We start from the raw sequence: 22,965 nt of genomic DNA, 5'->3' as shown, positions 1-22,965 counted from the left end.
ACCTCGCTGTACGGGCGGTTGTTGGCCACCGATTCGGCCGCGCTGGAAAAACGCCTGGCCTATGTGATCAGCGGGGTGTGTGCCGACGATCCCCGCACCGTGGGGCAGCGTCGTTCGGATGCGCTCGGGGTGATCGCGGTGGATGGGGATCAGTTGAGCTGCCAGTGCGGTGACCCCGACTGTCCGGCGGCCACCGCCGATCCGCGCGCGGCCAACACCGTGGTCTACATCCTGGCCGAACCCGCCGCGCTGGACGCCGAACCCGACCCCTACCTGGCCGGGGACAACGACACCAACCCCATCCCGCAACAAGACCCCCAACCGGCCGAGCCGGCCGAGCAGGCTGAGCGGGTTGCTCGGCCCGCACCGGCACCGGCGACCGCGGTCATCGTCGACGGTGGGGTGATCCCCACGCCGCTGCTGGCCGGGTTGATCGCCGGCGGGGCCACCGTGCGGGCACTGAGCGCACCGTGTGCCCAGCCCGAACCGCGGTACCGGCCCTCCACCGCGCTGGCGGCGTTTGTGCGGATGCGCGACATGCGGTGCATGTTCCCCGGCTGTGACCGGCCCGCCGAGTATTGCGACATCGACCACACCACCCCCTACCCGGCCGGGGTGACTCACCCGTCAAACAACAAGCCGCTGTGCCGAACTCATCACCTGATCAAAACGTTCTGGGCCGGCTGGACCGATCAACAACTGCCCGACGGCACCATCATCTGGACCACCCCCACCGGCAGGACCTACACCACCACACCGGCCAGCCGGCTGTTCTTCCCCCACTGGGACACCACCACCGCAGCACTACCCCCACCCCCACCAGCCACACCCCAACACACCAACCGCGGCGCCATGATGCCCCGCCGCAAACACACCCGCGCCGAACAACAAGCACGACAGATCAAAGCCGAACGCACACTCAACGAGGCCCACTTGGCCGAGCTGGCACGAGGTAGCCCACGCTAGGTGTGCGGCTGCACCACAGTCCGAAAGTCAGTTGACGGAAGCCAACTCACGTTCGGGCTGGAGCTCGGGTGCCGGTTCAGCCTGCGGCGCCCGATCCGCCGGCTTGGCCTTCTTGGCCTCCTCGGAGTCCTTGCCGCCACCGCCCCACGGGAACGCCAACTTGACGATCTTGCGCACCACGGTGCCGAACTGCTTGTACAGCGGGCCGGTGTTGTAGGGCAGACCGAAGCGCTCGCAGATCTCCCGGACCTCGACCGAGATCTCGGCATGCCGATGCGCGGGGATGTCCGGGAAGAGATGGTGCTCGATCTGGAAGGACAGGTTGCCGCTCAGAATGTGAAAGAGCTTGCCGCCATCCAGGTTCGCCGATCCGAGCAGCTGCCGGTAGTACCACATGCCGCGGGACTCGTTCTCGGTCTCCTCGATGGAGAACTCCTGTGTCCCTTCGGGGAAGTGACCGCAGAAGATGATCATGTAGGACCACACGTTGCGTGCCAGGTTGGCAGTCATGTTTCCGGTGAACACGAACGGCGCGAACGGCCCGGCCAAGAGCGGGAAGGCCACATAGTCCTTGATGGTCTGACGCTTCACTTTGCGCCAAATACCCTGCAGCACCTCACGTTTGTCGGCGATGCTGATCTCGCCGGACCGGATTCGCTCGGTCTCCATCTCATGCAGCGCCACACCGTACTGGAAGAACACCATGAGCAGGAACGCGTAGACAGGATTGCCGAGGTAGTAGGGCGACCACTTCTGGTCTTCGCTCATCCGCAGGATGCCGTAGCCGATGTCACGGTCCATATCGACGATGTTGGTATAGGTGTGGTGCATGTAGTTGTGGGAGTGCCGCCACTGGTCGGAAGGGCAGGCGCTGTCCCACTCAAATGCCTTGCTGGAGATGGCCGGATCACCCATCCAGTCGTACTGACCGTGCATGATGTTGTGACCGATCTCCATGTTGTCGAGGATCTTCGAGATCCCCAGCATCGCGGTACCCGCCAGCCAGAACGGCGGGAAGATCCCCCCGAAGAGCAGGGCGCGGCCGCCGACCTCCAGTGTGCGCTGGGTTTTGATGATCTTGCGGATGTAGGTGGCGTCGCGTTCGCCGAGATCGGCGATCACGCGCTCACGGATGGCGTCGAGTTCACGGCCGAAGGCGTCGGCCTGCTCGGGGGTCAATGCGATGTGTTCCTGGGACATGGCAGTCCTTCCAGTTGTCAGACCAGTAGTCAGAGATCGATGGCGACGTCACCGACGGGGGCGGTGACGCAGATTTGGATGTCTTCGCAGTCGGCGGTCGACACCGCTCCGGTGATCAGGTTGCGCACCACACCGCGGCTCTTGAACCGGGTGCAGCTGTGGCAGATGCCCATCCGGCATCCGCTCTCGGGGACGAGTCCGGCGGCTTCGGCCTGCGCCAGTAGCGGCCGACCGTCATCGGTCACGTCGATGCCACTGCCGCTGAACGTGACCGTGCCGCCAGTTGATTCGGTGGCCACGGCAAAGGTGGGCGGGACGAAGCTTTCCGAACTCACGTTGCGGCAATGTTCTCCGATGGCGTCGACCAGTGCCGGCGGCCCACACGCGAACACAGCCTCGGGATCGGACATGGCAACGTCCAGGTGCGCCGGCCCGAAATGACCGTCGAGGTCCGAGCCGTCGGCGTCGCGCGTGTAGCCGTGTAGCACCCGCACGCCGCGCATGGCGTCGAGCTCGTCGCGATAACACGCTTCCTCGACGCTGCGCGCGTAGTGGACAAAGGCCACCTGGCCCGTGAAGCCCTCCGCCCGCAACGTACGCAGCATGGACATCACCGGGGTGATGCCGCTACCACCGGAGACGAACAGGATGCGTCGTGGCCGTCGGCCCGGCAGCACGAAATCGCCGCCCACCGAATCCAGCCCGAGCACCATGCCCGGGTGGGCGTGGTCGCACAGGTAGGACGAGACCAGGCCGCCGTCGTGACGGCCGATCGTCAGCTCGATGTAGCGGGACCCCTCGGCGCTGGCCGGTGAGTAGCACCGGGTCCGGCGCCGGCCGTTGATCTCCACGGAGAGGTTGATGTGCTGACCGGCCCGGAAGCCGACAAAGGCCTCGTTCGGTTCCAGTGTCAGTGTGACGCTGCGAGGCGTCTGCCGTCGCACGGCGATCACCTTGGCGCGGGCATCGCCCTGCGTCCACGTTGGTTCGACCAGCTCGGTGTAGCGATCCACCCCGTGCGGCCCGGTGAGCAGGTTCGCCAGCGCGTTGATCCGCCGTCCTGCGAGTACCCGCTTACCCAAAGTTTGAGTGAACATGTGTACACAGTGCGCGCACTCCACTCGGTCTGTCAACGGTATAACTGCAGGCTGTGTTAGGCTTCACATCAGTGAACAAACGTACGCCGACTTCAAGAACACGACGCACCGATTCGTCGCGTTCGCGTGAAACCCTGTCCAGGGAGGAACGCAAGGAGGCCACCCGGCGGGCCATCGTGGCCGCCGCGCTCAAACTGCTGGAGGATCGCAGCTTCAGCGCGTTGAGCCTGCGGGAGGTCACCCGCGAGGCGGGAATCGTGCCCGCAGCCTTCTACCGTCACTTCGATTCCATGGACGCCCTCGGACTGGTGCTCATCGATGAGTCGTTCCGCTCGCTGCGCGACATGCTGCGCGGTGCGCGGGCCGGCAAGCTCGATCCGCACCACGTGATCGAATCTTCCGCCGAGATCCTGATCGGCAGCTTCAACGAGCGCCACGAGCACTGGCGGTTCATCGCACGGGAGCGGTCGAGCGGAGTATTGGTGCTGCGCTATGCGATTCGCACCGAAATCCGGTTACTCACCTCGGAATTGGCGATCGACCTGGCCCGCTTCCCCGGTCTCAAGGAGTGGAGCAGCGAGGACCTCAACATCCTGGCGAGCCTGTTCGTCAATGCGATGATCTCGATAGCCGAGGCGCTGGAGGATGCCGGGGATGCCCAGTCCATCGAGGCCATCCACCGCACGGCGGTCAAACAATTGCGAATGATCGCGGTCGGCGTCGACGGGTGGCACAGCGCGGATCAAGATCGCCCATGAGCGCTGCGCCGGAGTTCACCGAGGTGTTCCGCCGCCGTCGGCGATGATCACCTGACCGGTGATGTAGCTACCTGCACCCGAGCACAACAACAACGCCGCGCCGACCATCTCGTCGGGCGTGGCCAGTCGCTTCATCAACGTTCCGCTCACCATGTGGTCGATAGCCTCCTGCGGGTTGTTGCGCATCATGTCGGTGTCGACCGGGCCGGGCGCCAGCGCGTTGACCCGGATACCGAACGGACTGAACTCGGCCGCCATCGAGCGGGTCACCGACATCAACGCCGCTTTGCCCGACGCGTAGATGGACAGCGCGGGCGCGAAATTGAACGCGCCCACCGACACCATGTTCAGCACCGCGGCGTGGGGACTTTCTTTGAGATGGGGCAACGCGTGCTGCACGAGGAACACCGGCCCGCGCAGATTCACCTCGTAGGACTTGGCCCACGCCTCGGGCGTCATCTCGCCGAACGGCTGGGCCAACGCATTGGCCGCGTTGTTGACCACCACATCGACGCCGCCGAACTCCGACACGGTCCGCTCCACGAGCGCGCCGAGGGCGTCGACGTCGCCGCTGTGCGTCGGCACCCCGATCGCCTGGCCGCCCAGTCCGCGCAGATGCCGGGCGGCCGATTCACAGGCTTCGGGCTTGCGGCTGGCAACCGCCACGCGAGCGCCTGCGAGCACGAAGCCCTCGGCGAGAGCCAGGCCGATGCCGCGGGTCCCTCCGGTGACGATCACGGTGCGGTCAGTGAGGTCGAAAAGGCGGTCGAACGTGCGACGATCCACGCCGCCAGTAGAACATGTTCCAGCTCGACTGTTCCCCACATCGCGTCAGCGGCGTCGATGTGATATTCGCCTCCGGCCCCCGCTCCAAGCTGGCATGAATGGTGGCTCCGGTGCCAGCATGGATACATGGGCGAAACATGTAGCAAAGAGGATTGATACAAGTGTTTGGTTTCAGCCCGCGCCGCTGGTGGGTGCTACGAGCACTCGGCAGAAATCCACTCGTGCGTCGCGCCGATCGCGTGGAGGCACTCACCGTCGTTCTCATGATGATCGCCGCCGTCCTGATCATCCCTTTCGCGGCCGGGGTCGGCGACGACCTGCACGCGGAAGCTCTCCGTACCGCCGAGGCTCAGGCGAAGACCCGAATCCCGGTCCAGGCGACCGCTACCGCAGACAGCGAAACCACGCTGGAAGCCCCCTCCCCGAGCATCGTCAACGTGCAATGGACAGCCGCAGGCTCGGTGCACACCGGTGCGGTCCGACCTCCCGGCCCGGTCAAATCCGGTGACCACGTCCAGATCTGGATCGACGACCAAGGGCGCCGTGTCCCACCGCCCATTTCCGCCTCGTCGGCCGCCGCTTACGGAAACGGTGCGGCAGTTGCCACGTGGTTGGGCGCCGCGCTGGTGGGCGTGCTCGCGATTGCGGCGACGCGTCGGCTGGCGAACCGGTACCGGTACCGCGTGTGGTCGTCTGAACTGCAGGTGCTGCTGGATCGAGGCGACGGCAGAACGAAATGGCCCGGCTAGAACGGCCACAACCGCTCCCATCGATACCATTTTCCGCGAGCGAACAAGCCACCACAGAGTTTGCCAGCCGCAAACCAGCAATCGGCAGGGACGACGAGACCGCGCGTTGCTGACTTTCTTCGCACCCCCGGCCGCTTGACGGTTGCACTTCCCCTATACTCCTGCAATATATTGCAATTGGTAACCTCCTCGCCTGGCCGATCGTCTCCGATCGTGGCACTTCAGGCCGCATGTAACGATCATTTCTCACCCCGCGATACGTTTGCTGTGCGTAAATTGCGTCAACCATGCCCGACTCCACGCGGGGAGTGGTGAACATCGCCCGCCGTGGCCACAACCGGTTGTCGGGAACGCGGTTCACCTGGTTTCGAAGGCTCACGGTGGCGGGACTTGTCCTATTCGTTAGCGTCATGACAGTGAACGCGCGAGCCAACGCCGCAGACATCTGGCAGCGCAAGAATCCGCCACTGTCCACCCCGTGGACTCATCTGGTGGACGCCAGGAATGCGTTGCCCGAGTACCCGCGCCCGCAGTTGACCCGAAAGCGTTGGCTCAGCCTCAACGGCGGGTGGGATTACACCGGGCGCTCCGGCCAGGCCACCTCGGCGGCCCCGCCCGCGAAGAAGGATTACCGCGAGCGGATCCTGGTCCCCTATCCCACGGAGTCGGCACTGTCCGGCATCCAGCGCCACGATGATCAGATGTGGTATCGCAAGGTTTTCAAGGTACCCAGCACCTGGCGTGGACAGCGCGTACTGCTGCACTTCGGCGCAGTCGACCAGATCGCCACGGTCTGGGTGAACAACCAGAAAGTCGCCTACCACGAAGGCGGGTACATCTCATTCAGCGCGGACATCACCGCTGCACTGCGCCGGTCGAGCACCCAGGAAGTGATCGTGCGCGTCGAGGATCGCAATGAGGCCAACCCGTTCCCGGTGGGCAAACAGCGCAACAATCCTCAGGGGCTGTTCTACACGGGCGCATCGGGTATCTGGCAAACGGTGTGGATTGAGCCGGTGCCCACCGCGCACATCGAAAAGCTCGACATCACACCCGATCTCACCGGTTTCCGCGTCACGCCGAGGGTCACTGGAACTAAGAATGAGCACGCGGAGCTGATCGTCTCCACGCCAGAGGGCGCCGAAGTCGTACGCACGTCGGCCAAGCCGGGCCGGCCGCTGCGGGTCACCGTGCCGCAGCCACGCCTGTGGACCCCGGAAGACCCATACCTCTATGACTTCACGGTCCGCCTGGTGGGCGCGACCGGGCAGGTCGTCGACGAGGTGAGCAGCTACGGCGGGTTGCGCACGATCGGCACGGTCAGGGACGCGAAAGACCGGCCGCGGATCGCGCTGAACGGCAAGATCACCTTCCTGCACGGTCCCCTGGACCAGGGGTACTGGCCTGACGGGATCTACACCGCGCCCACCGACGATGCGCTGAGGTCTGATCTCGAACAGACCAAGGCACTGGGAATGAACTTTGTCCGCAAGCACGCCAAGGTGGAACCGGCGCGGTGGTACTACTGGGCGGACAAGCTGGGGCTGATGGTGTGGCAGGACATGCCGTCGCTGGACGTATCGCTCGAGATACCGACGGGCCCCGCGCCGGACCCGGTTCCCGCGGCGAAGGCACACTTCGAGCGTGAGCTGTCGGAAATGGTGGATCAGCTGCGAAGCGTCACCTCGATCATCGGCTGGGTGCCGTTCAACGAGGGCTGGGGCGAGTACGACGCGGCCCGGATCGCCAACGCCGTGAAGGCGCAGGACCCCACCCGGATGGTCGACGCCAACAGTGGCGTGAACTGCTGCAAATCCCGTCCCGACTCCCGCGCCGGGGACATCTACGACGACCACACCTACGTCGGGCCGGGCCGCCCGGAGGTACGTGACAACCGGGTGACCGTGCTCGGTGAGTACGGCGGCATCGGGCTCACGCTCGCAGAGAACCGATGGCCGGGTCGCCCCGAGGCATACGAGATGACCGACAGCCGGGCGCGGCTGACCCAGCGGTACGTCGAGGTCAGCCTGGATCTGGAGAAGGTGGTACGGGAGACCGGGCTGTCAGGCGCGATCTACACCCAGACCACCGATGTGGAGAACGAGGTCAACGGTTATCTGAGCTACGACCGGCGGCTGGTCAAAATGGATCTTCCGACGGTGGCGGAACGAAATCGCGCGGTGATCGCCGCAGGAAGCCGCCCGGCGGACGAGCAGAACCCCCGCTGACAGTTCAGAGCGTGCGGCGGCTGACGAACTCGCGATGCTCACCGCTGAGCGGATCGTCGAACTGCAGCCGGTGCGCCAGCAGGTGGAGCGGTTGCGAAAAATCGTCGGGAGCGACATCGATCACCTCGGGGTACAGAGAATCCCCGAGGATCGGCAACCCGATGGACGCCATGTGCACGCGCAGTTGATGGGTGCGGCCGGTGTGTGGAGACAAGCGGTACCCGCCGTCTCCCAGCGTCTCGACGTAAGTCTCGGCGTTGGGTTCGCCGGGTTCCTCGACCGCCTGTAGCTGTCCGCGCCGTTTGACGATGCGGCTGCACACGGTGGCCGGTAGCGCCACCCTGGACTCCCCCGCCGACCGGGCGAGATAGGTCTTGCGCACCGCGCCGTGAGCGAACAGCATCTGATACCGCCCGCGCACCGCACGCCGCGCGGTGAACAGCAACACGCCTGCGGTCAGCCTGTCCAGCCGGTGTGCGGGGCTCAGTTCCGGCAGATCCAGTTCGCGACGCAACCGCACCAGCGCGGTCTGCGCGACGTGGCCGCCCCGCGGCATGGTGGCCAGGAAGTGCGGTTTGTCGACCACGACGATGTCGTCATCGCGGTACGGGACCGGGATGTCGAACGGCACCGGAGTCTCGGCGGCCAGGTCCCGGTAGAAGTACACGTGGGAGCCGGCAGGCAGCGTCGTCGTCGCAGTCACCACCGTGCCGTCGGGGCACAGCACTTCCCCGGCAAGCACCTTCGCCCCGATGCCGAAGCGGGATTGCAACTCATCGCGGACATTCACCAACTCACCCCCGGTCGCTGCGCTCCTGCCCGCCGAACCGTCCAACCGGAGCCGCGCCGGACCCAGGCCATCGCGCACCGGTAACGGCGGCACGGGCCGTCGTCTCAATTGAGTGGCACGGGCTCGAGAATCTCCGCGCGAGCCTCGGGTGCGGCCTGGCGCAGTGCGTCGGCCGATTCGTCGTCAGGCTGCTGTTGGGAACGCACCTCCGCGTCGACCCGGGCAACATATGTGGCCACCTCACGGTCGATGTCGGCCGCACTCCAACCCAACACCGGCGCAACGACTTCGGCGACCTCACGCGCACAGTCGACCCCCCGGTGCGGGTACTCGATCGAGATGCGCATCCGTCGGGCCAGAATGTCTTCGAGATGCAGCGCTCCCTCGGCCGCCGCGGCATACCAGGCCTCGACCTTCAGATATACCGGCGCCTCGGTGATCGGCTCGAGAAGGTCGGGCCGGACCGCGCGCTCATCGCTGGCCATCTTGAGCACCTCACCGATCAGCGAACCGTACCGGTCCAACAGGTGGCGCACCCGGTAGGGATGCAACCCGTAATGGGAGCCGACATGTTCGGTCTGGTTGATCAGCGCGAAATAGCCGTCCGCACCCATCAGCGGCACCTTCTCGGTGATGGACGGCGCCACGCGCGCCGGGATGTATCCGGCGGCGGCATCGATCGCGTCGGCTCCCATCACCCGGTAGGTGGTGTACTTGCCACCCGCGATCGCCACCAGGCCCGGCGACGGCACCGCGACCGCGTGCTCACGCGACAGCTTCGAGGTCTCCTCGCTCTCGCCGGCCAGCAAGGGACGCAGCCCGGCGTAGACGCCGTCGATGTCGTCGTGGGTCAGCGGCGTCGCGAGCACGGTGTTGACGTGGCCGAGGATGTAGTCGATATCGGCCTTCGTGGCGGCGGGATGCGCGAGGTCGAGATTCCAGTCGGTGTCGGTGGTGCCGATGATCCAGTGCGTGCCCCAGGGGATCACGAACAGCACCGACTTTTCGGTACGCAGAATGATCGCGACCTCGCTGACGATCCGGTCGCGCGGCACCACCACGTGCACGCCCTTGGAGGCCCGCACCCGGAACCGGCCCCGCTCTTTGGACAGTGCCTGGATCTCGTCGGTCCACACGCCGGTGGCGTTCACCACCACATGCCCGCGTACCTCGGTGGTGGCGCCGTCCTCCGAATCACGGGCTTCCACCCCCACCACCCGGTCGCCTTCGCGCAGCAGCGAGACGACCTGTGTCGAGGTACGCACCACGGCGCCGTAATGGGCGGCGGTGCGGGCCACGGTCATCGTGTGACGGGCATCGTCGACCACGGTGTCGTAGTAGCGGATACCACCGATCAGCGAGCTGCGCTTGAGCCCGGGCGCCAACCGCAACGCTCCGGCCCTGGTCAGATGCCTCTGCGCGGGAACGGATTTGGAACCGCCCAGCTGGTCGTAGAGAAAAATGCCCGCCGCGATGTAGGGACGCTCCCACACGCGGTTGGTGAGCGGGAACAGGAACGGCAGCGGTTTGACCAGGTGTGGCGCCAGCGTCGTCAACGACAGTTCACGTTCGTGCAGGGCCTCCCGAACCAGCCCGAACTCCAACTGCTCGAGGTAGCGCAGGCCACCGTGGAACATCTTCGAGGAGCGGCTGGAGGTGCCGGAGGCGAAGTCACGGGCTTCGACCAGGGCGACTTTGAGGCCTCGCGTCGCCGCGTCGAGAGCCGCACCGGCCCCGACCACACCGCCGCCGATGACCACGACGTCGAACTGCTCATTGCCGAGTTGCGCCCAGGCCTGGGCCCGTTGGTCGGGCCCGAGGAGCGTCTCCCCGTCGCCAGGTGCTGAGATCGGGTCGGTCACGTACCTCAGGCTACGTGGACTCAGTCCAAATCGTCGTGTGCCATCAATTGACGCGCCGCCTCGGTGATCGAGCCCGACAGTGACGGGTACACCGAGAACGTCTGGGCCAGGTCGGTGACCGGGATGCCGTTCTGCACGGCCAGCGCGATCGGCAGGATCAGTTCGGAGGCGATCGGGGCGACCACCACGCCGCCGATGACCACACCGGTGGCCGGGCGGCAGAAGATCTTGACGAAGCCGTGGCTCAGGCTGGACATCTTGGCGCGGGCATTGGTGCTCAGCGGCAAGGTGAGGGTGCGCGCGGGCACCGAGCCGTCGTCGATCTTGGCTTGCGGCACCCCGACCGCCGCGATCTCGGGTCGGGTGAACACCGCGGCGGCCACGGTCCGCAACCGGATCGGCGCCACCGCCTCCCCCAGCGCGTGGTACATCGCGATCCGGCCCTGCATGGCCGCCACCGACGCCAGCGGCAGCAGACCCGTGCAGTCCCCCGCGGCGTAAATCCCGGGCACCGTGGTGCGCGAGACCCGGTCCACGGTCAGGTAGTTGCCTGCGCCGAGCTCGACGCCGACCCGCTCCAGGCCCAGGCCCGTGGTGTTGGGCACCGAGCCGACGGTCATCAGGGCATGGCTGCCCTCGACGGTGCGTCCGTCCGTCATCGTCACGCGCACGCCGGAGTCAGTCCGGGTCACGGACTCGGCCCTGGCGTTCTTGATCAAGGTGACACCACGCTCGGCGAACACCTGCTCAAGGACGGCCGCGGCATCGGAGTCCTCGTGCGGCAGGATCTGGTCGCGGCTGGCCACCACGGTCACCGTCACACCGAGCTCGGTATAGGCGTTGACGAACTCTGCTCCGGTCACACCGGAACCCACCACGATGAGATGGTCCGGCAGGGTTTCGAGATCGTAGAGCTGACGCCAGTTGAGGATGCGCTCACCGTCGGGCGCGGCGTTGGGCAGTACCCGCGGGCTGGCCCCGGTCGCGACCAGCACCACATCGGCGGTCAGCTGGCTGACCCGCCCATCGGAACCGGTGACCTTGATGCGGTGCTGGGCCATGCCGGGCACATCGTCGATCAGTTCGCCGCGGCCGGCGATCACGTCGATGCCCTCGCTGCGCAGCTTTTCGCCGATGTCGCTGGACTGGGCTGCCGCCAGCGTCTTGACCCGCTCGTTTATCTGGGGCAGCAAGATCTTGGCCTGCTCGAGATCGAGCGAATAGCCCAGGTTGGGGGCGCGCCGCAGTTCGGTGCGCACGCCGGTCGAGGCGATGAACGTCTTCGACGGCACACAGTCCCACAGCACGCAGGCGCCACCGATGCCGTCAGAGTCGACGACGGTGACCTGCGCAACCTTGGGGCCACGGGCGGCGGCGACCAATGCCGCCTCATAACCGGCGGGGCCGCCGCCGAGGATCACAATGCGGGTTACCACCGCACCAACCTAACGAACATTGCGCACTAAGCTGTCTTACCGTGCCGCTTTACGCCGCGTATGGATCCAACATGCATCCGGAGCAAATGCTCCAGCGGGCACCCCATTCGCCGATGGCGGGAACGGGGTGGCTCCATGGGTGGCGGCTGACCTTCGGCGGTGAGGACATCGGCTGGGAAGGCGCGCTGGCCACCGTCGTCGAGGACCCGCTGTCGAAGGTATTTGTGGTGCTCTACGACATGACGCCGGCCGATGAGCTCTCCCTGGACCGCTGGGAGGGCTCCGAGCTCGGGTTCCACAAGAAGATCCGGTGCCGGGTGGACCGGCTGTCATCCGATACCGACACCGATCCGGCGCTGGCCTGGCTGTATGTGGTGGATGCGTGGGAAGGCGGCCTGCCGTCGGCCCGGTACATCGGGGTGATGGCCGATGCCGCCGAGATCGCCGGGGCGCCGCCGGAGTATGTGCACGATCTGCGCACCCGCCCGGCGAGCAACGTCGGACCATAGCTGGTCCCCCTGCCTCTGAGAGCGTGCAGAGGGGTCAGGACGAGGCAGCGATGATATTGACCATCGTGCGGACTCCGATGCCCAGGGCCCGCTCGTCGAGGTCGAAGGTGGGTTGGTGCAGATCCAGTTGGGGCCCTTGACCGCTCCACACCCCGAGCCGGCCCATCGCGCCGGGCACCTTCTCCAGGTACCAGGAGAAATCCTCGCCCCCACCCGACTGATGGGTGTCGGCGAGCACATCCGGGCCGACGGCCTCGATCGCGTGGGTGAGAATGCGTGTCGAACACGCCTCGTTGACCACCGGCGGCACGCCGCGCCGGTAATTCACACTGTGCTCGATGTTCAGCGGAGCCAATAACGCCGTAACGGTTTCCTGCACAATCGATTCCAACGTCAGCCAGGTATCCCGGCTGGCGGTCCGGATGGTCCCGGCCAGGGTGCCGATCTGCGGGATGGCATTGGCGGCGACGCCGGCGTTGACCGCACCCCACACCATCACCGTGTCGTGACGCGGATCGATACGGCGGGAAAGCACTCCGGGCAGACCGGTGATCAGCGTGCCCAGCCCGTAGACCAGGTCGCCGGTCAAGTGCGGCCGGGACGTGTGCCCGCCCGGCGAATGCAGCGTGATCTCAATGGAATCCGCGGCCGAGGTGATCGGCCCGGGCTTGGTCGCCACCCGACCCACCGCGAGCCTGGGATCGCAGTGCAAGGCGTAGATCCGCGATACCCCGGTCAGCACCCCCGCCGAGATGGCGTCGATGGCACCGCCGGGCATCAGCTCCTCGGCGGCCTGGAAGATCAGCCGCACACCCACCGGCAACTCCGGCGCCGAAGTCAACGCCAGCGCGGTGGCCAGCAGCACCGCGGTGTGGGCGTCGTGACCGCAGGCGTGGGCCACATTGGGCACCGTCGAGGCGTACGGCGCACCCGTCCGGTCGGCCATCGGCAGGGCATCCATGTCGGCACGCAACGCGACCCGCGGGCCGTCCTCAGGACCGAAATCGCATGTCAGTCCGGTTCCTCCGGGTAGCACCTTCGGATTGAGGCCGGCATCGGCGAGATGTTTGGCGACGAATTCGGTGGTGGCGAACTCCTGGCGCCCCAGCTCGGGGTGCGCGTGAATGTGCCTGCGCCAGGCCACCATTTCGTCGTAGTTCGCGTTGAGCCAGCGGTCCGCGACCTCTGCCAGATTCATGATGTTCGCCTCCCCAGGCTGTCCAGCACCCGGTCTCGCTCAGCGGGTGTCTCGGCCAGCCGAACTACCGTGCGGGCCAACATGATCGCTCCTTCCACCACGGCAGTGTCAGCACTCGGTCCGGCAGCCGCGACGGCGAACTCCGGCTGATGGATCGCCGCACCGCCGGACTCGATGCCGATCACCGGATGGATCCCCGGCATCACCTGGGTGACGTTGCCCATATCGGTACTGCCCAGTGGCACGCTGGCTTCCACACTTTCCGGTAACGGCTCACGCCCGAGGCGGACCATTTCCGCACGGACTGTTTCCGACAGCCAGGGATCGGGCAGGAGTTCAGCGTAGGCCGGCGCAGTTTCACCCACATGGTGTGTGCACCCGGTTGCGAGCGCACCTGCCTCGAAACAGCCGGACATCCGGCCCTCCAGCGTGTGCAGCGCGGACATGTCGGTGGCTCGCATGGTGTAACGCATCTCGGCCCGGCCCGGTATCACGTTGGTGGCCTGGCCCCCGTGGGTGACGATGCCGTGCATCATCTGCCCGGGCAGCAGCTGCTGGCGCAGCAGGCCGATGGCCACCTGCGCGACCGTGACCGCGTCGGCGGCGTTCACGCCGAGATAGGGCGCCACCGCGGCGTGCGATTCGCGGCCCGTGTAACTCACGGTCACCTCCGACAGCGCCAGCGAACGCGCCGCGGCGATGTCCACCGGGCCAGGATGCAGCATCACCGTGGCGGCGATGTCGTCGAACGTTCCGGCCTTGAGCAGCAACACTTTTCCGCCGCCCAGTTCCTCGGCGGGGGTGCCGACGAGGACCACTGTCAGACCGAGCGCGTCAGCCACGTCGGCGAGCGCCAGTGCGGTGCCGACGGCCGACGCCGCAATGATGTTGTGCCCGCAGGCGTGCCCGATGTCCGGCAGGGCGTCGTATTCGGCGCAGATCCCGACGACGAGCGGGCCGCTGCCGTAAGACGCCCGGAAAGCCGTGTCCAGCCCGCCGGGGGCCGCGGTCATCTCGAACCCGTACTCAGCCACCAACGCCTGGGTCTTGGCGCAGCTGCGGTGCTCGGCGAAGGCCAGCTCCGGTTCGGCATGGATCGAGTGGGAAAGCTCGATGAGGTCGCCCCGACGCCGATTGACGACGTCTTCGACGCGCAGCGACGCGGTGGCGGTGGGCATGCTGGCAGTATCTCACTGCCGGTTAGGCTCCCGAATTGTGACCGAAGCCGAGGACTCCGCAACCGCAATCGCCGCGCGCACCGGCGTCGAACACCATGATGTCGCGGTGGTGCTCGGCTCGGGCTGGGCCCCGGCGGTGGCCGAGCTCGGTGAGCCGGTGGCGGTGGTGCCGATGGCTGAGCTGCCGGGGTTCACCCCACCCAGCGCGGCCGGTCACGGCGGGCAGGTGTTGTCGGTGCGGATCGGTGCCAGCCGGGTGCTGGTGCTGGTGGGCCGCATCCATGCTTACGAGGGCCATGACCTGCAGCACGTCGTCCATCCAGTACGTACGGCCGCGGCCACCGGGGTGCACACGGTGGTGTTGACCAACGCCGCAGGCGGTCTGCGAGCCGAGTATCAGGTGGGCCAGCCGGTCCTGATCAGTGACCATCTCAACCTGACCGCACGCTCACCGTTGGTCGGCGCGCAGTTCGTCGATCTGGTCGACGCGTATGCACCACGGTTGCGGGCCATCGCCCGTGAGATCGACCCGGACCTGGCCGACGGTGTCTACGCAGGCCTGCCCGGCCCGCATTACGAAACCCCGGCCGAGATCCGGATGCTGCGCACGCTGGGCGCCGATCTGGTCGGGATGTCGACGGTGCACGAGACGATCGCGGCCAGGGCCGCGGGAGCCGAGGTGCTGGCGATCTCACTGGTGACGAACCTGGCCGCCGGGATGACCGGCGAACCGTTGAGCCATGCCGAGGTGCTCGAGGCGGGCCGTCAGTCCGCGACGCGGATGGGGTCGTTGCTCGCGTCGGTCATCGCGCGGCTCTGAGGCGGTCCACCAGTTCTGAGGCGGTCAACCGGCAAGGTAGCGCTGCAGCGTCGGCCCGATCCAGTGGACCACCTCCTGGCGTGACATCGCCGCCAGCGGCCCGAAGGCGAGCACGTACCGGCACAGCGCCATGCCCAGTACCTGTGAGGCGACCAGGCTGGCGCGCTGCGGCGCGTCGTGCGCATTCGCAACCGCCTTCGCGATCGCCGGCGCCAGCTGAGCGGCGAAGATTGTCCGCATTCGTTCGGCCACAGCCTCGTTGGTAACCCCGGCGCGCAACAGGATCAGCAGCGCCTCGTCCCGCTCCCACCGTTCGACGAAGTGCGCGGCGAGCGTCGCGCCCACCTGTTGCCGGGGCACCTGGCTCAGGTCGGGCAGGTCGAGGTCGAACTCGGCCGCGGCGGCGAACAACCGCTCCTTGTTGCCGTAGTAGCGCATGACCATCGCCGGGTCGATGTCGGCATCGGCCGCAATGGCCCTGATCGTGGCTCTTTCATACCCGTCGGCGGCGAACCGCTCGCGGGCTGCGGCCAGGATCGCCGCTTTGGTCTCGGTCGCCACACGCCTCATGTCAACGATTGTAGGCCAACATCCGTTGACATCGCCACGGAACCGTCCTACGGTTGAAGTCAACAGTTGTTGACAAAGGAGTCGAGATGCACACCACCGCCACAGATGTCCTGGTAGTCGGCGCGGGGCCGGTCGGGCTCGCCACCGCGATCGTGTTGAAGCAACGCGGCCACGACGTGACAGTCGTCGACAGCCAAGCCGAGGGCACCAACACCTCCCGCGCCGCCGTCGTGCACTCGCACACGCTGGAGATCCTCGAGCCCTACGGGGTGACCGCCGATCTTGTGGCGCGCGGCGTGCACACGCCATCCTTCGCCATCCGCGATCGCGACGACCTGCTGATCGCGGTGCCGTTCGGCGACCTGCCCACCCGCTACCCGTACACGCTGATGATCTCGCAGGCCGACACCGAATCGTTCCTGCTGAGCAGGTTGGAGAGCCTGGGCGGGAAGGTCAGCCGGCCCGCGACCGTCACCGAGATCGTCCAGGACGACGAGGGGGTCGACGCGACGTTCGCGGATGGCCAACGGATCCGCGCTCGGTATCTGGTCGGCGCCGACGGCATGCACAGCACGGTGCGCGATCAGGCGGACATCGCGTTCAGCGGCGGAACCTACGAGGAGTCGTTCGTGCTGGCCGACGTCCGCGTGTCCGGCGGGGTGCCCGCCGACGAGGTGATCCTGTACTTCTCACCGGCCGGCCTGGTGGTGCTCGCCCCACTGCCTGACGGCCTGTACCGAATCGTCGCCACGGTCGATCACGCACCACAGCATCCAGACGTCGCATTCGTACAACGACTGCTGGACGGGCGTGGTCCGGCCAGGCAGCCGGCAGTGGTCGAGGAAGTGGTGTGGGGTTCACGGTTCCGCGTCCACCACCGCATCGCGGATTCTTTCCGAGCACACCGCGTGCTGCTCGCCGGCGATGCCGCGCATGTGCACTCCCCGGCCGGTGGGCAGGGCATGAACCTGGGCATCGAGGACGGGATCACCGCCGGGGAAAGCCTGTCACGGGTGCTGTCGGGAGAACCTGAACAGCTGCTCGACGAATACGCCACCGCACGTCATCAGACCGCCGAGAGCGTCGTCGCCCTGGCCGGCCGACTCACCGCACTGGCCACCGCCTCAGCGCGCCGTCGTCCGATCCGCAACGCCGTCATGCGCCTGGCCGGGAAGATTCCCGCCGTCCGCCGCAACCTGGCCTGGCGGCTGTCCGGCCTGGACCGCCGCTGAATCCTCATCCATGGGCAACAGAAAGGAGCGAACGTGAATCGTCAACGACAGTCTTGCAACCAAGGTCCGGCTCACCGAGCCGACTGCCGACGGATTTCTGGTGCTGGCAGGCGAAATCGGTCGGTGGGCAGGCCCATTGGCGTTGCCCTCGCAGGCTCGCCGGCACCTGCTCAACCAGGTTTCGGCGTGGTGCGACGAGCTGGCCGCGCGCGAGGACGTGATCGAAACTGTCGTATTCCGCGGAGCGTTGCGTCCACCGGGCGAAGGGGCCGAACTCCTCCACCATGCCGGGGTGCGACCGGCCAGGTACGACGTGGTCGTGCTCATCCGCACCAGGGGCACCGGCTCCATCGAAGAGGTCCGTGCCGACAACGCGTTCCGTGCCATGGCTGATGGATTGGAACGCACGGCGCGCCATGGTTATCAGGTGGCTGCGGGCAACGCCGCCCGCATCGCCGATGTCGATCACGGCCCCGATCACTGGTTTCTGTTCAACTACTTTCACTGCGACGACGCCGAGACTGTCTACGCCGTCTGGGAATACACGGCCGGCTGGTTCCAGAACCGCACCGCACTGCCGAACTCGACGCTGCTCCGCCCGATGGACGGCGAACGCATGGACTACAGCGTCGTCAATCACGCCAGCTGGCCACGGCTGCGCACGTTCCTGCCCGGGCTGTTGTTCCGTCCCAGTTTCCGTTCGTTCGTACTTGCCAACTTCAAAGCCAACGGTGTGGCCGCCCAGCCCGTCATCTACCGCCGGGTGCTGAACTCCGACAAGGCATCCGGCACGCCGGCGGCAGATTGACGGCTTGTCAGCCTGACCATCACCTTCGCCATCAACGGCGCCGCGAACAACATCAACAACACCCGCAAGACCTGCGCGGCGATGATGAACGTGACGTTCGAGCCCGTTTCGGCCGCAGTCGCCAGCACCGCGTACACGCCGCCGGGGCTGGTGGCGAGGTAACCCTCCAGTTGCGTCATGCCGGTCACGTTGGCCAGCACCACACCAAGACCCGCGGTCGCCACTCCGAGTACCACGATCAACACCAACGCCAACGGCAGGATGCGGCCGATCGCGCGCAGCGATTCCCGCGTGAAAGACACCCCCGCCTGCCAGCCGATCACCATGTAGCCCACCTGCACCAGCACCATCGGCACGGTCAGCCCGAACGACAGGCCCGTCAGTTGCAGCACGATGGTCAGCGCCAGCGGCCCCAGCAACCCCGCGCCGGGCAACCGGATCAGCCGGCCGCCGACGGCGCCCACGGTGACCAGCACCACGAGCATTCCCAGGCTGAGATACCAAGGGGCCGGCGCCGTTTGGCTCACTTCAGTGGCGGGATGCGACCGGTCGGCGTGGAACACCAGGGTCACCACGAGCGGGATGGTCCCGGTGACCAGCGCGACGCGCAGGTACTGCACCACGGAGACGACACGATCGTCACCGCCGAGTTCACGGGCGATGGCCACCAAACCGGAGGCGCCGCCTGCCACGAGTGCCAGCGACCCCGTCAACGGGGTTACGTCGCGGTGCAGGCCGAGCAACCCTCCGGCCAGAATGCTGAGCACGAGTGTCGCCACGGCGACGGCCAACACGATCAGCCAGTCCGAATGCAGCGCCTCGACGGCGTCGTGGTGCACCATCGTGCCGATATACACGCCGAGGACACCTTGGGCGACGACTCCCGCACGCCGGGGCACCCGCTCGGGCGCCAACGAGGCGAGGGCCAGCACGATGCCCACTGCCAGCGCAGCGAACAGGGCGGCAGACGGCACCTCGATGAGGGTGAGCCCGAAACTCACAGCGATCGTCACCGCCGTCAGTAGCGCCCACTTCAGCGTCTGCCGCATCCCACCTCCAGTCAGCAAATATTGTAAGCGCACACTTGCCACTTGCGCACATCTGCGCACTGTTATGTGGATGACATCGGATAATTACCAAGGTATAACTTGGTAATGATCGCGACCTCGGCCACTGAACTGCGGGAGTCGATGATGGCGGTGACCCGCCAGATGCGGCGACACCGCCCGGACAACGGCTTGACGCTGAGCCAGTTGCAGTTGCTCGGCGAGATCAGCCGAGCCGGCACCACCACCCCGGCCGAACTGGGCGTGCGGCTGCAGGTTCGGGTGCAGTCCCTCACCGACAGCATCAACGAACTGCTCAGGTGCAAGCTGATCACCCGGCGTCCGGACGAGAACGACCGTCGCCGCCAACTCATCGACATCACCGAGGCCGGCGCCACGCTACTGCAGGCCGACCGGGCCGAACGCGACGCCTGGCTGCACGCCACCATGCGCGACAACCTGACCGATCTCGAGTTCGATCTACTGATGCTGGTTGCGCCCGTGCTCCGCAAGCTCGCTTACTCCGAGGCCGGTGCGGGCACACTTACCTCATGACGTCGATCGCAACGGCGGCGCGGGACTGGATAGCCCACGATCCCGACCCACAGACCGCCGCCGAACTGGCCGCCTGCAGCCCCGAAGAACTGGACCGCCGTTTCAGCCATCCGCTGACCTTCGGCACCGCGGGGTTACGCGGACCGCTACGCGGCGGCCCCGACGGGATGAACCTGGCGGTGGTGCTGCGCACCACGTGGGCAGTCGCGCAAGTGCTCAAAGACAGCGGTTTGGGCGGTTCGCAGGTCGTGGTCGGCCGCGACGCCAGGCACCGCTCCGACGAGTTTGCGTTGGCCGCCGCAGAAGTACTTGCCGCCGAGGGATTCCACGTTCTGCTGATGCTGGCGGCCGTACCGACCCCTGCGGTCGCGTTCACCGTGCGGCATATGCCTGCCGTTGCCGGTATTCAGATCACCGCCTCACACAATCCGCCCTCGGACAACGGGTACAAAGTGTTCACCGAGGGCGGCATGCAGATCATCTCTCCCACCGACGTCGAGATCGAGGCGGCCGTCAACCGGGCCCCGCATGCCGATGAAATCCCGCGCGCACCAGTGCAGACCGGCGGCCTTGGGCAGATCAGGCACTATCTCGACCGGACCACCAAGGTGCGCCGCACCACCGGTTCTGTGCGGGTGGCCCTGACGCCGCTGCACGGGGTCGGCGGCGAGTACGCCCTCGACGCACTGGCCCTGGCCGGCTTCGACGACGTGTACGTGGTCGAGAGCCAGTTCGCCCCCGACGCCGATTTTCCGACCGTGCCCTTTCCCAATCCCGAGGAACCGGGTGCCGTCGACGCACTGCTGACCCTGGCCGCCGACGTCGCGGCCGACGTCGCCATCGCGCTGGACCCCGATGCCGACCGGTGCGCGGTGAGCGTTCCGACCCCCGACGGCTGGCGCATGCTCTCCGGTGACGAGACCGGTTGGCTGCTCGGCGATTACATCTTGTCGCAACTGGAACCGGGTCCGGTCAGTGAGGCCGCGATGGTGGCGAGCACCGTGGTGTCCTCGCGCATGCTGGCCGCCATCGCCGCCGCGCACGGCGCGCAGCATGCCGAGACGCTGACCGGGTTCAAATGGCTGGCCCGTGCGTGGTCGCCCGGCAGCACCCTCGTGTACGCCTACGAGGAAGCCATCGGGCACTGCGTCGACCCGTCGGCGGTGCGCGACAAGGACGGGATCAGCGCGGCGATCCTGGCGTGCGACCTGGTGTGCGCCCTGCGCGATCAGGGTCGCACGGTCCTCGACGCCCTCGACGACCTGGCCCGCACTCACGGGGTGCACGTGACACGCGCCGCGTCCCGCGCGGTCGATGACGCCGCCGCCGCGATGACCCGCCTGCGCTCGGCCCCTCCGACTCAACTGGCCGAATTCCATGTCACCGTCGATGACCTGGCGGAGCGACGCGGACAGCAATCCACCGACGCGCTCGTCTTCACCGGTGATCACTGTGGCACCAGCGTCCGGGTGGTGGTCCGACCCTCAGGCACCGAGCCGAAACTCAAGTCCTACATCGAGGTTCGCTGCCCACCCACCGATGAGCTCGATGCCGCGAAGGCCCGAGCCCATGCGGTGGCCACGGAACTCGTTGACGCCGTGAAGCTCTGGTAAGGGCGCGGACCCGCTAACGGTCGCCCGTCACGGCGCCCGATCGCCCCAGCGGGGTCCGAACTGACGGTCCCCCGCATCACCCAGACCCGGAACTATGTAGGCGATTTCGTTAAGCCCGTCGTCGATGGTCGCGGTGATCAACCGCATATCGGGGGCGACCTCCTCCAACGCGGCGATCCCCTGAGGGGCGCACACCACACACACCGCGGTGATGTCGACGGCGTTGCGGGCCCGCAGCAGGCCCATGGTGTGCGCCATCGACCCGCCGGTGGCCAGCATCGGATCGAGAACAAACACCGACTGGGTGCTGAGGTCGTCGGGCAGGGACGCCAGATACGGCACCGGCTGATGGGTCTCTTCGTCACGGGCCATCCCGACGAAGCCCACCTGTGCCTCGGGGATGAGCGCATGCGCCTGGTCCACCATGCCCAGCCCGGCGCGCAGCACCGGCACCAGCAGCGGTGGGTTGGCCAGCCGCATCCCGGTGGTCTCGGTCACCGGGGTACGCACCGAGATCTGCTCACACGCGGCGTCCCGGGTCGCCTCATAGATCAGCATCATCGTCAGATCACGCAGCGCGGCCCGGAAGCCGGCATTGTTGGTGCGCTCGTCGCGCAGCGTGGTGAGCCGCGCAGCGGCCAATGGGTGGTCGACGACGCGTACATCCATGCGCCGACCTTAAACGGTCACCGCCGCGGGGCGTAGCGGCCGCCCACCGAATGGGCTCAGTGGGGCTACCTTACGGCGGCCGGAGTCTCCCGAACCCAGTCCGCGAACCGGGTTTCGAACAGGACCGCGCCGTCGCCCGGGAGCAACATGCGCTCAGACAGTTCGGCGCCCCAATACCGCGCCGCGGAATCGGCCACCACCGTGCGGGGATCACCTCGGAACTGCAACGCGTCGCGGATGAGCTCGTCGAGCCCGTACCGGTCGGGCCCGGCGACCTCGGTGATGCCTGCCGACGGCGCCCCTACGGCAGCGATCGCGACCGCCTCGGCCACATCGGCCGACGCCATCGGCTGGATGAGAGCCGGCGAGAGCCGTACCGTGTCCCCCTCGGTGGCCGAGGCCGCGATGCTCGTCACGAACTCGAAGAACTGCGTGGCCCGCACGATGGAGAACGGAACCGGGGATTCCCGGATCAGATTCTCCTGCACGAGTTTCGCTTTGAAGTACCCGCTCTGCCGGGCCAACCGGTCGGTGCCCACAACCGACAGCGCGACGTGGTGTCCGACGCCGGCAGCGGCCGCTGCGGCGAGCACATTGGTGGTCGCCGTCGTGAAGAACTCCATCACCGCCGCATCGGCGAACGACGGCGAGTTCGACACGTCCACCACCACATCGGTGCCTTCGAGGACCTCCGGCAGCCCTTCTCCGGTGATGGTGTTGACACCGGTCTGCGGTGCAGCGGCGACCGCCTCATGCCCGAATTCCGTCAGCCCACACACCAGCTGCGACCCCACCAGCCCGGTACCACCGACAACGACAACTCGCATGATGACCCTTTCGTTAGCACCGGGCAGCACAGCCCACGCAGCACGCCCCTACTTGGGCCAACGGATGG

General features: G+C 66.9%; 22 protein-coding genes. 10 read left to right on the top strand and 12 right to left on the bottom strand.

What is annotated here, in order from left to right:
* Nucleotides 1-966 (top strand): HNH endonuclease signature motif containing protein (locus tag M1247_RS34840; protein WP_317161016.1); only part of this gene is annotated, 966 nt, incomplete at its 5' end.
* 27 nt (nt 967-993) lie between these two features.
* Here M1247_RS34840 and M1247_RS34835 read toward each other — a convergent pair.
* Together M1247_RS34835 and M1247_RS34830 are read right to left on the bottom strand one after the other, a co-directional pair.
* Entirely contained in the window at nt 994-2,166 is a 1,173-nt protein-coding gene (locus tag M1247_RS34835; RefSeq protein WP_317161015.1) for a fatty acid desaturase family protein, read from the bottom strand.
* 29 nt (nt 2,167-2,195) lie between these two features.
* Complete coding sequence (locus tag M1247_RS34830; RefSeq protein ID WP_317161014.1) at nt 2,196-3,263, bottom strand: ferredoxin reductase; 1,068 nt, start codon at nt 3,261-3,263, stop codon at nt 2,196-2,198.
* 71 nt (nt 3,264-3,334) lie between these two features.
* Here M1247_RS34830 and M1247_RS34825 point away from each other — a divergent pair, with 71 nt between their 5' ends.
* Entirely contained in the window at nt 3,335-4,021 is a 687-nt protein-coding gene (locus M1247_RS34825; protein WP_317161013.1) for a TetR family transcriptional regulator, read from the top strand.
* 15 nt (nt 4,022-4,036) lie between these two features.
* Here the strand turns inward: M1247_RS34825 and M1247_RS34820 are convergent, their stop codons facing one another.
* A complete protein-coding gene (locus M1247_RS34820) occupies nt 4,037-4,807 on the bottom strand; it encodes an SDR family NAD(P)-dependent oxidoreductase (RefSeq protein ID WP_317161012.1) in 771 nt (256 codons plus the stop codon).
* A gap of 161 nt (nt 4,808-4,968) precedes the next feature.
* On the opposite strand from M1247_RS34820, the gene M1247_RS34815 reads away from it, so the two are divergent.
* Both M1247_RS34815 and M1247_RS34810 read left to right on the top strand, forming a co-directional pair.
* Nucleotides 4,969-5,556, top strand: a complete 588-nt coding sequence (locus M1247_RS34815) for an Rv1733c family protein (RefSeq protein WP_458695279.1) — start codon at nt 4,969-4,971, stop codon at nt 5,554-5,556.
* Between the two features lie 410 nt (nt 5,557-5,966).
* Nucleotides 5,967-7,784, top strand: coding sequence for a glycoside hydrolase family 2 protein (locus M1247_RS34810; RefSeq protein WP_317161010.1), 1,818 nt, complete (start codon nt 5,967-5,969; stop codon nt 7,782-7,784).
* Nucleotides 7,785-7,788: 4 nt separating this feature from the next.
* Here M1247_RS34810 and M1247_RS34805 read toward each other — a convergent pair whose 3' ends face one another.
* The 3 genes from M1247_RS34805 to M1247_RS34795 are packed head-to-tail and all read right to left on the bottom strand — an operon-like array spanning nt 7,789 to nt 11,872.
* Nucleotides 7,789-8,667 (bottom strand): pseudouridine synthase, encoded by an 879-nt coding sequence (locus tag M1247_RS34805; protein ID WP_317161009.1) that lies wholly within the window; start codon nt 8,665-8,667, stop codon nt 7,789-7,791.
* A gap of 11 nt (nt 8,668-8,678) precedes the next feature.
* Complete coding sequence (locus M1247_RS34800; protein WP_317161008.1) at nt 8,679-10,436, bottom strand: glycerol-3-phosphate dehydrogenase/oxidase; 1,758 nt, start codon at nt 10,434-10,436, stop codon at nt 8,679-8,681.
* 20 nt (nt 10,437-10,456) lie between these two features.
* Nucleotides 10,457-11,872: an NAD(P)H-quinone dehydrogenase gene (locus M1247_RS34795; RefSeq protein ID WP_317161007.1), complete on the bottom strand. Its 1,416-nt coding sequence runs from the start codon at nt 11,870-11,872 to the stop codon at nt 10,457-10,459.
* Between the two features lie 41 nt (nt 11,873-11,913).
* On the opposite strand from M1247_RS34795, the gene M1247_RS34790 reads away from it, so the two are divergent.
* Complete coding sequence (locus M1247_RS34790) at nt 11,914-12,381, top strand: gamma-glutamylcyclotransferase family protein (protein ID WP_317161006.1); 468 nt, start codon at nt 11,914-11,916, stop codon at nt 12,379-12,381.
* A 34-nt stretch (nt 12,382-12,415) separates the two neighbouring features.
* Here M1247_RS34790 and M1247_RS34785 read toward each other — a convergent pair whose 3' ends face one another.
* Nucleotides 12,416-13,579: an amidohydrolase gene (locus M1247_RS34785; protein ID WP_317161005.1), complete on the bottom strand. Its 1,164-nt coding sequence runs from the start codon at nt 13,577-13,579 to the stop codon at nt 12,416-12,418.
* Entirely contained in the window at nt 13,576-14,757 is a 1,182-nt protein-coding gene (locus M1247_RS34780) for a M20 family metallopeptidase (RefSeq protein ID WP_317161004.1), read from the bottom strand. Before M1247_RS34780 ends, M1247_RS34785 begins: the two co-directional genes overlap by 4 nt.
* A gap of 37 nt (nt 14,758-14,794) precedes the next feature.
* On the opposite strand from M1247_RS34780, the gene M1247_RS34775 reads away from it, so the two are divergent.
* A complete protein-coding gene (locus tag M1247_RS34775; protein ID WP_317161003.1) occupies nt 14,795-15,577 on the top strand; it encodes a purine-nucleoside phosphorylase in 783 nt (260 codons plus the stop codon).
* A 24-nt stretch (nt 15,578-15,601) separates the two neighbouring features.
* Here M1247_RS34775 and M1247_RS34770 read toward each other — a convergent pair whose 3' ends face one another.
* Complete coding sequence (locus tag M1247_RS34770) at nt 15,602-16,147, bottom strand: TetR/AcrR family transcriptional regulator (protein ID WP_317161002.1); 546 nt, start codon at nt 16,145-16,147, stop codon at nt 15,602-15,604.
* 86 nt (nt 16,148-16,233) lie between these two features.
* Between M1247_RS34770 and M1247_RS34765 the strand changes: the two genes are divergently transcribed.
* Together M1247_RS34765 and M1247_RS34760 are read left to right on the top strand one after the other, a co-directional pair.
* Nucleotides 16,234-17,379: an FAD-dependent oxidoreductase gene (locus tag M1247_RS34765; RefSeq protein WP_317161001.1), complete on the top strand. Its 1,146-nt coding sequence runs from the start codon at nt 16,234-16,236 to the stop codon at nt 17,377-17,379.
* Between the two features lie 100 nt (nt 17,380-17,479).
* Nucleotides 17,480-18,187 (top strand): hypothetical protein, encoded by a 708-nt coding sequence (locus M1247_RS34760; RefSeq protein ID WP_317161000.1) that lies wholly within the window; start codon nt 17,480-17,482, stop codon nt 18,185-18,187.
* On the opposite strand, the gene M1247_RS34755 is transcribed toward M1247_RS34760, so the two are convergent.
* Nucleotides 18,133-19,236: an AbrB family protein gene (locus M1247_RS34755; RefSeq protein ID WP_317160999.1), complete on the bottom strand. Its 1,104-nt coding sequence runs from the start codon at nt 19,234-19,236 to the stop codon at nt 18,133-18,135. The two genes, M1247_RS34760 and M1247_RS34755, sit on opposite strands and share 55 nt — an antisense overlap.
* A 105-nt stretch (nt 19,237-19,341) precedes the next feature.
* Here M1247_RS34755 and M1247_RS34750 point away from each other — a divergent pair, with 105 nt between their 5' ends.
* The gene (locus tag M1247_RS34750; protein ID WP_317160998.1) at nt 19,342-19,788 is read left to right on the top strand and encodes a MarR family winged helix-turn-helix transcriptional regulator; all 447 of its coding nucleotides are present in this window, start codon (nt 19,342-19,344) and stop codon (nt 19,786-19,788) included.
* Nucleotides 19,785-21,401 carry a phospho-sugar mutase gene (locus M1247_RS34745; RefSeq protein WP_317160997.1) on the top strand — a complete coding sequence of 539 codons (1,617 nt, stop codon included), beginning with the start codon at nt 19,785-19,787 and terminating at the stop codon, nt 21,399-21,401. The genes M1247_RS34750 and M1247_RS34745 overlap by 4 nt, the downstream gene beginning before the upstream one ends.
* Before the next feature lie 27 nt (nt 21,402-21,428).
* Here M1247_RS34745 and upp read toward each other — a convergent pair whose 3' ends face one another.
* Both upp and M1247_RS34735 read right to left on the bottom strand, forming a co-directional pair.
* Complete coding sequence (upp, locus tag M1247_RS34740; protein WP_317160996.1) at nt 21,429-22,070, bottom strand: uracil phosphoribosyltransferase; 642 nt, start codon at nt 22,068-22,070, stop codon at nt 21,429-21,431.
* A 65-nt stretch (nt 22,071-22,135) separates the two neighbouring features.
* A complete protein-coding gene (locus tag M1247_RS34735) occupies nt 22,136-22,897 on the bottom strand; it encodes an SDR family oxidoreductase (RefSeq protein ID WP_317160995.1) in 762 nt (253 codons plus the stop codon).
* Nucleotides 22,898-22,965 lie beyond the last annotated feature (68 nt).

It is taken from the genome of Mycobacterium appelbergii (assembly GCF_032883035.1).
GTDB lineage: Bacteria > Actinomycetota > Actinomycetes > Mycobacteriales > Mycobacteriaceae > Mycobacterium > Mycobacterium appelbergii.
The sequence above is the reverse complement of the archived record's forward strand: the minus strand, read 5'-3'. Positions and strand labels throughout refer to the sequence as shown.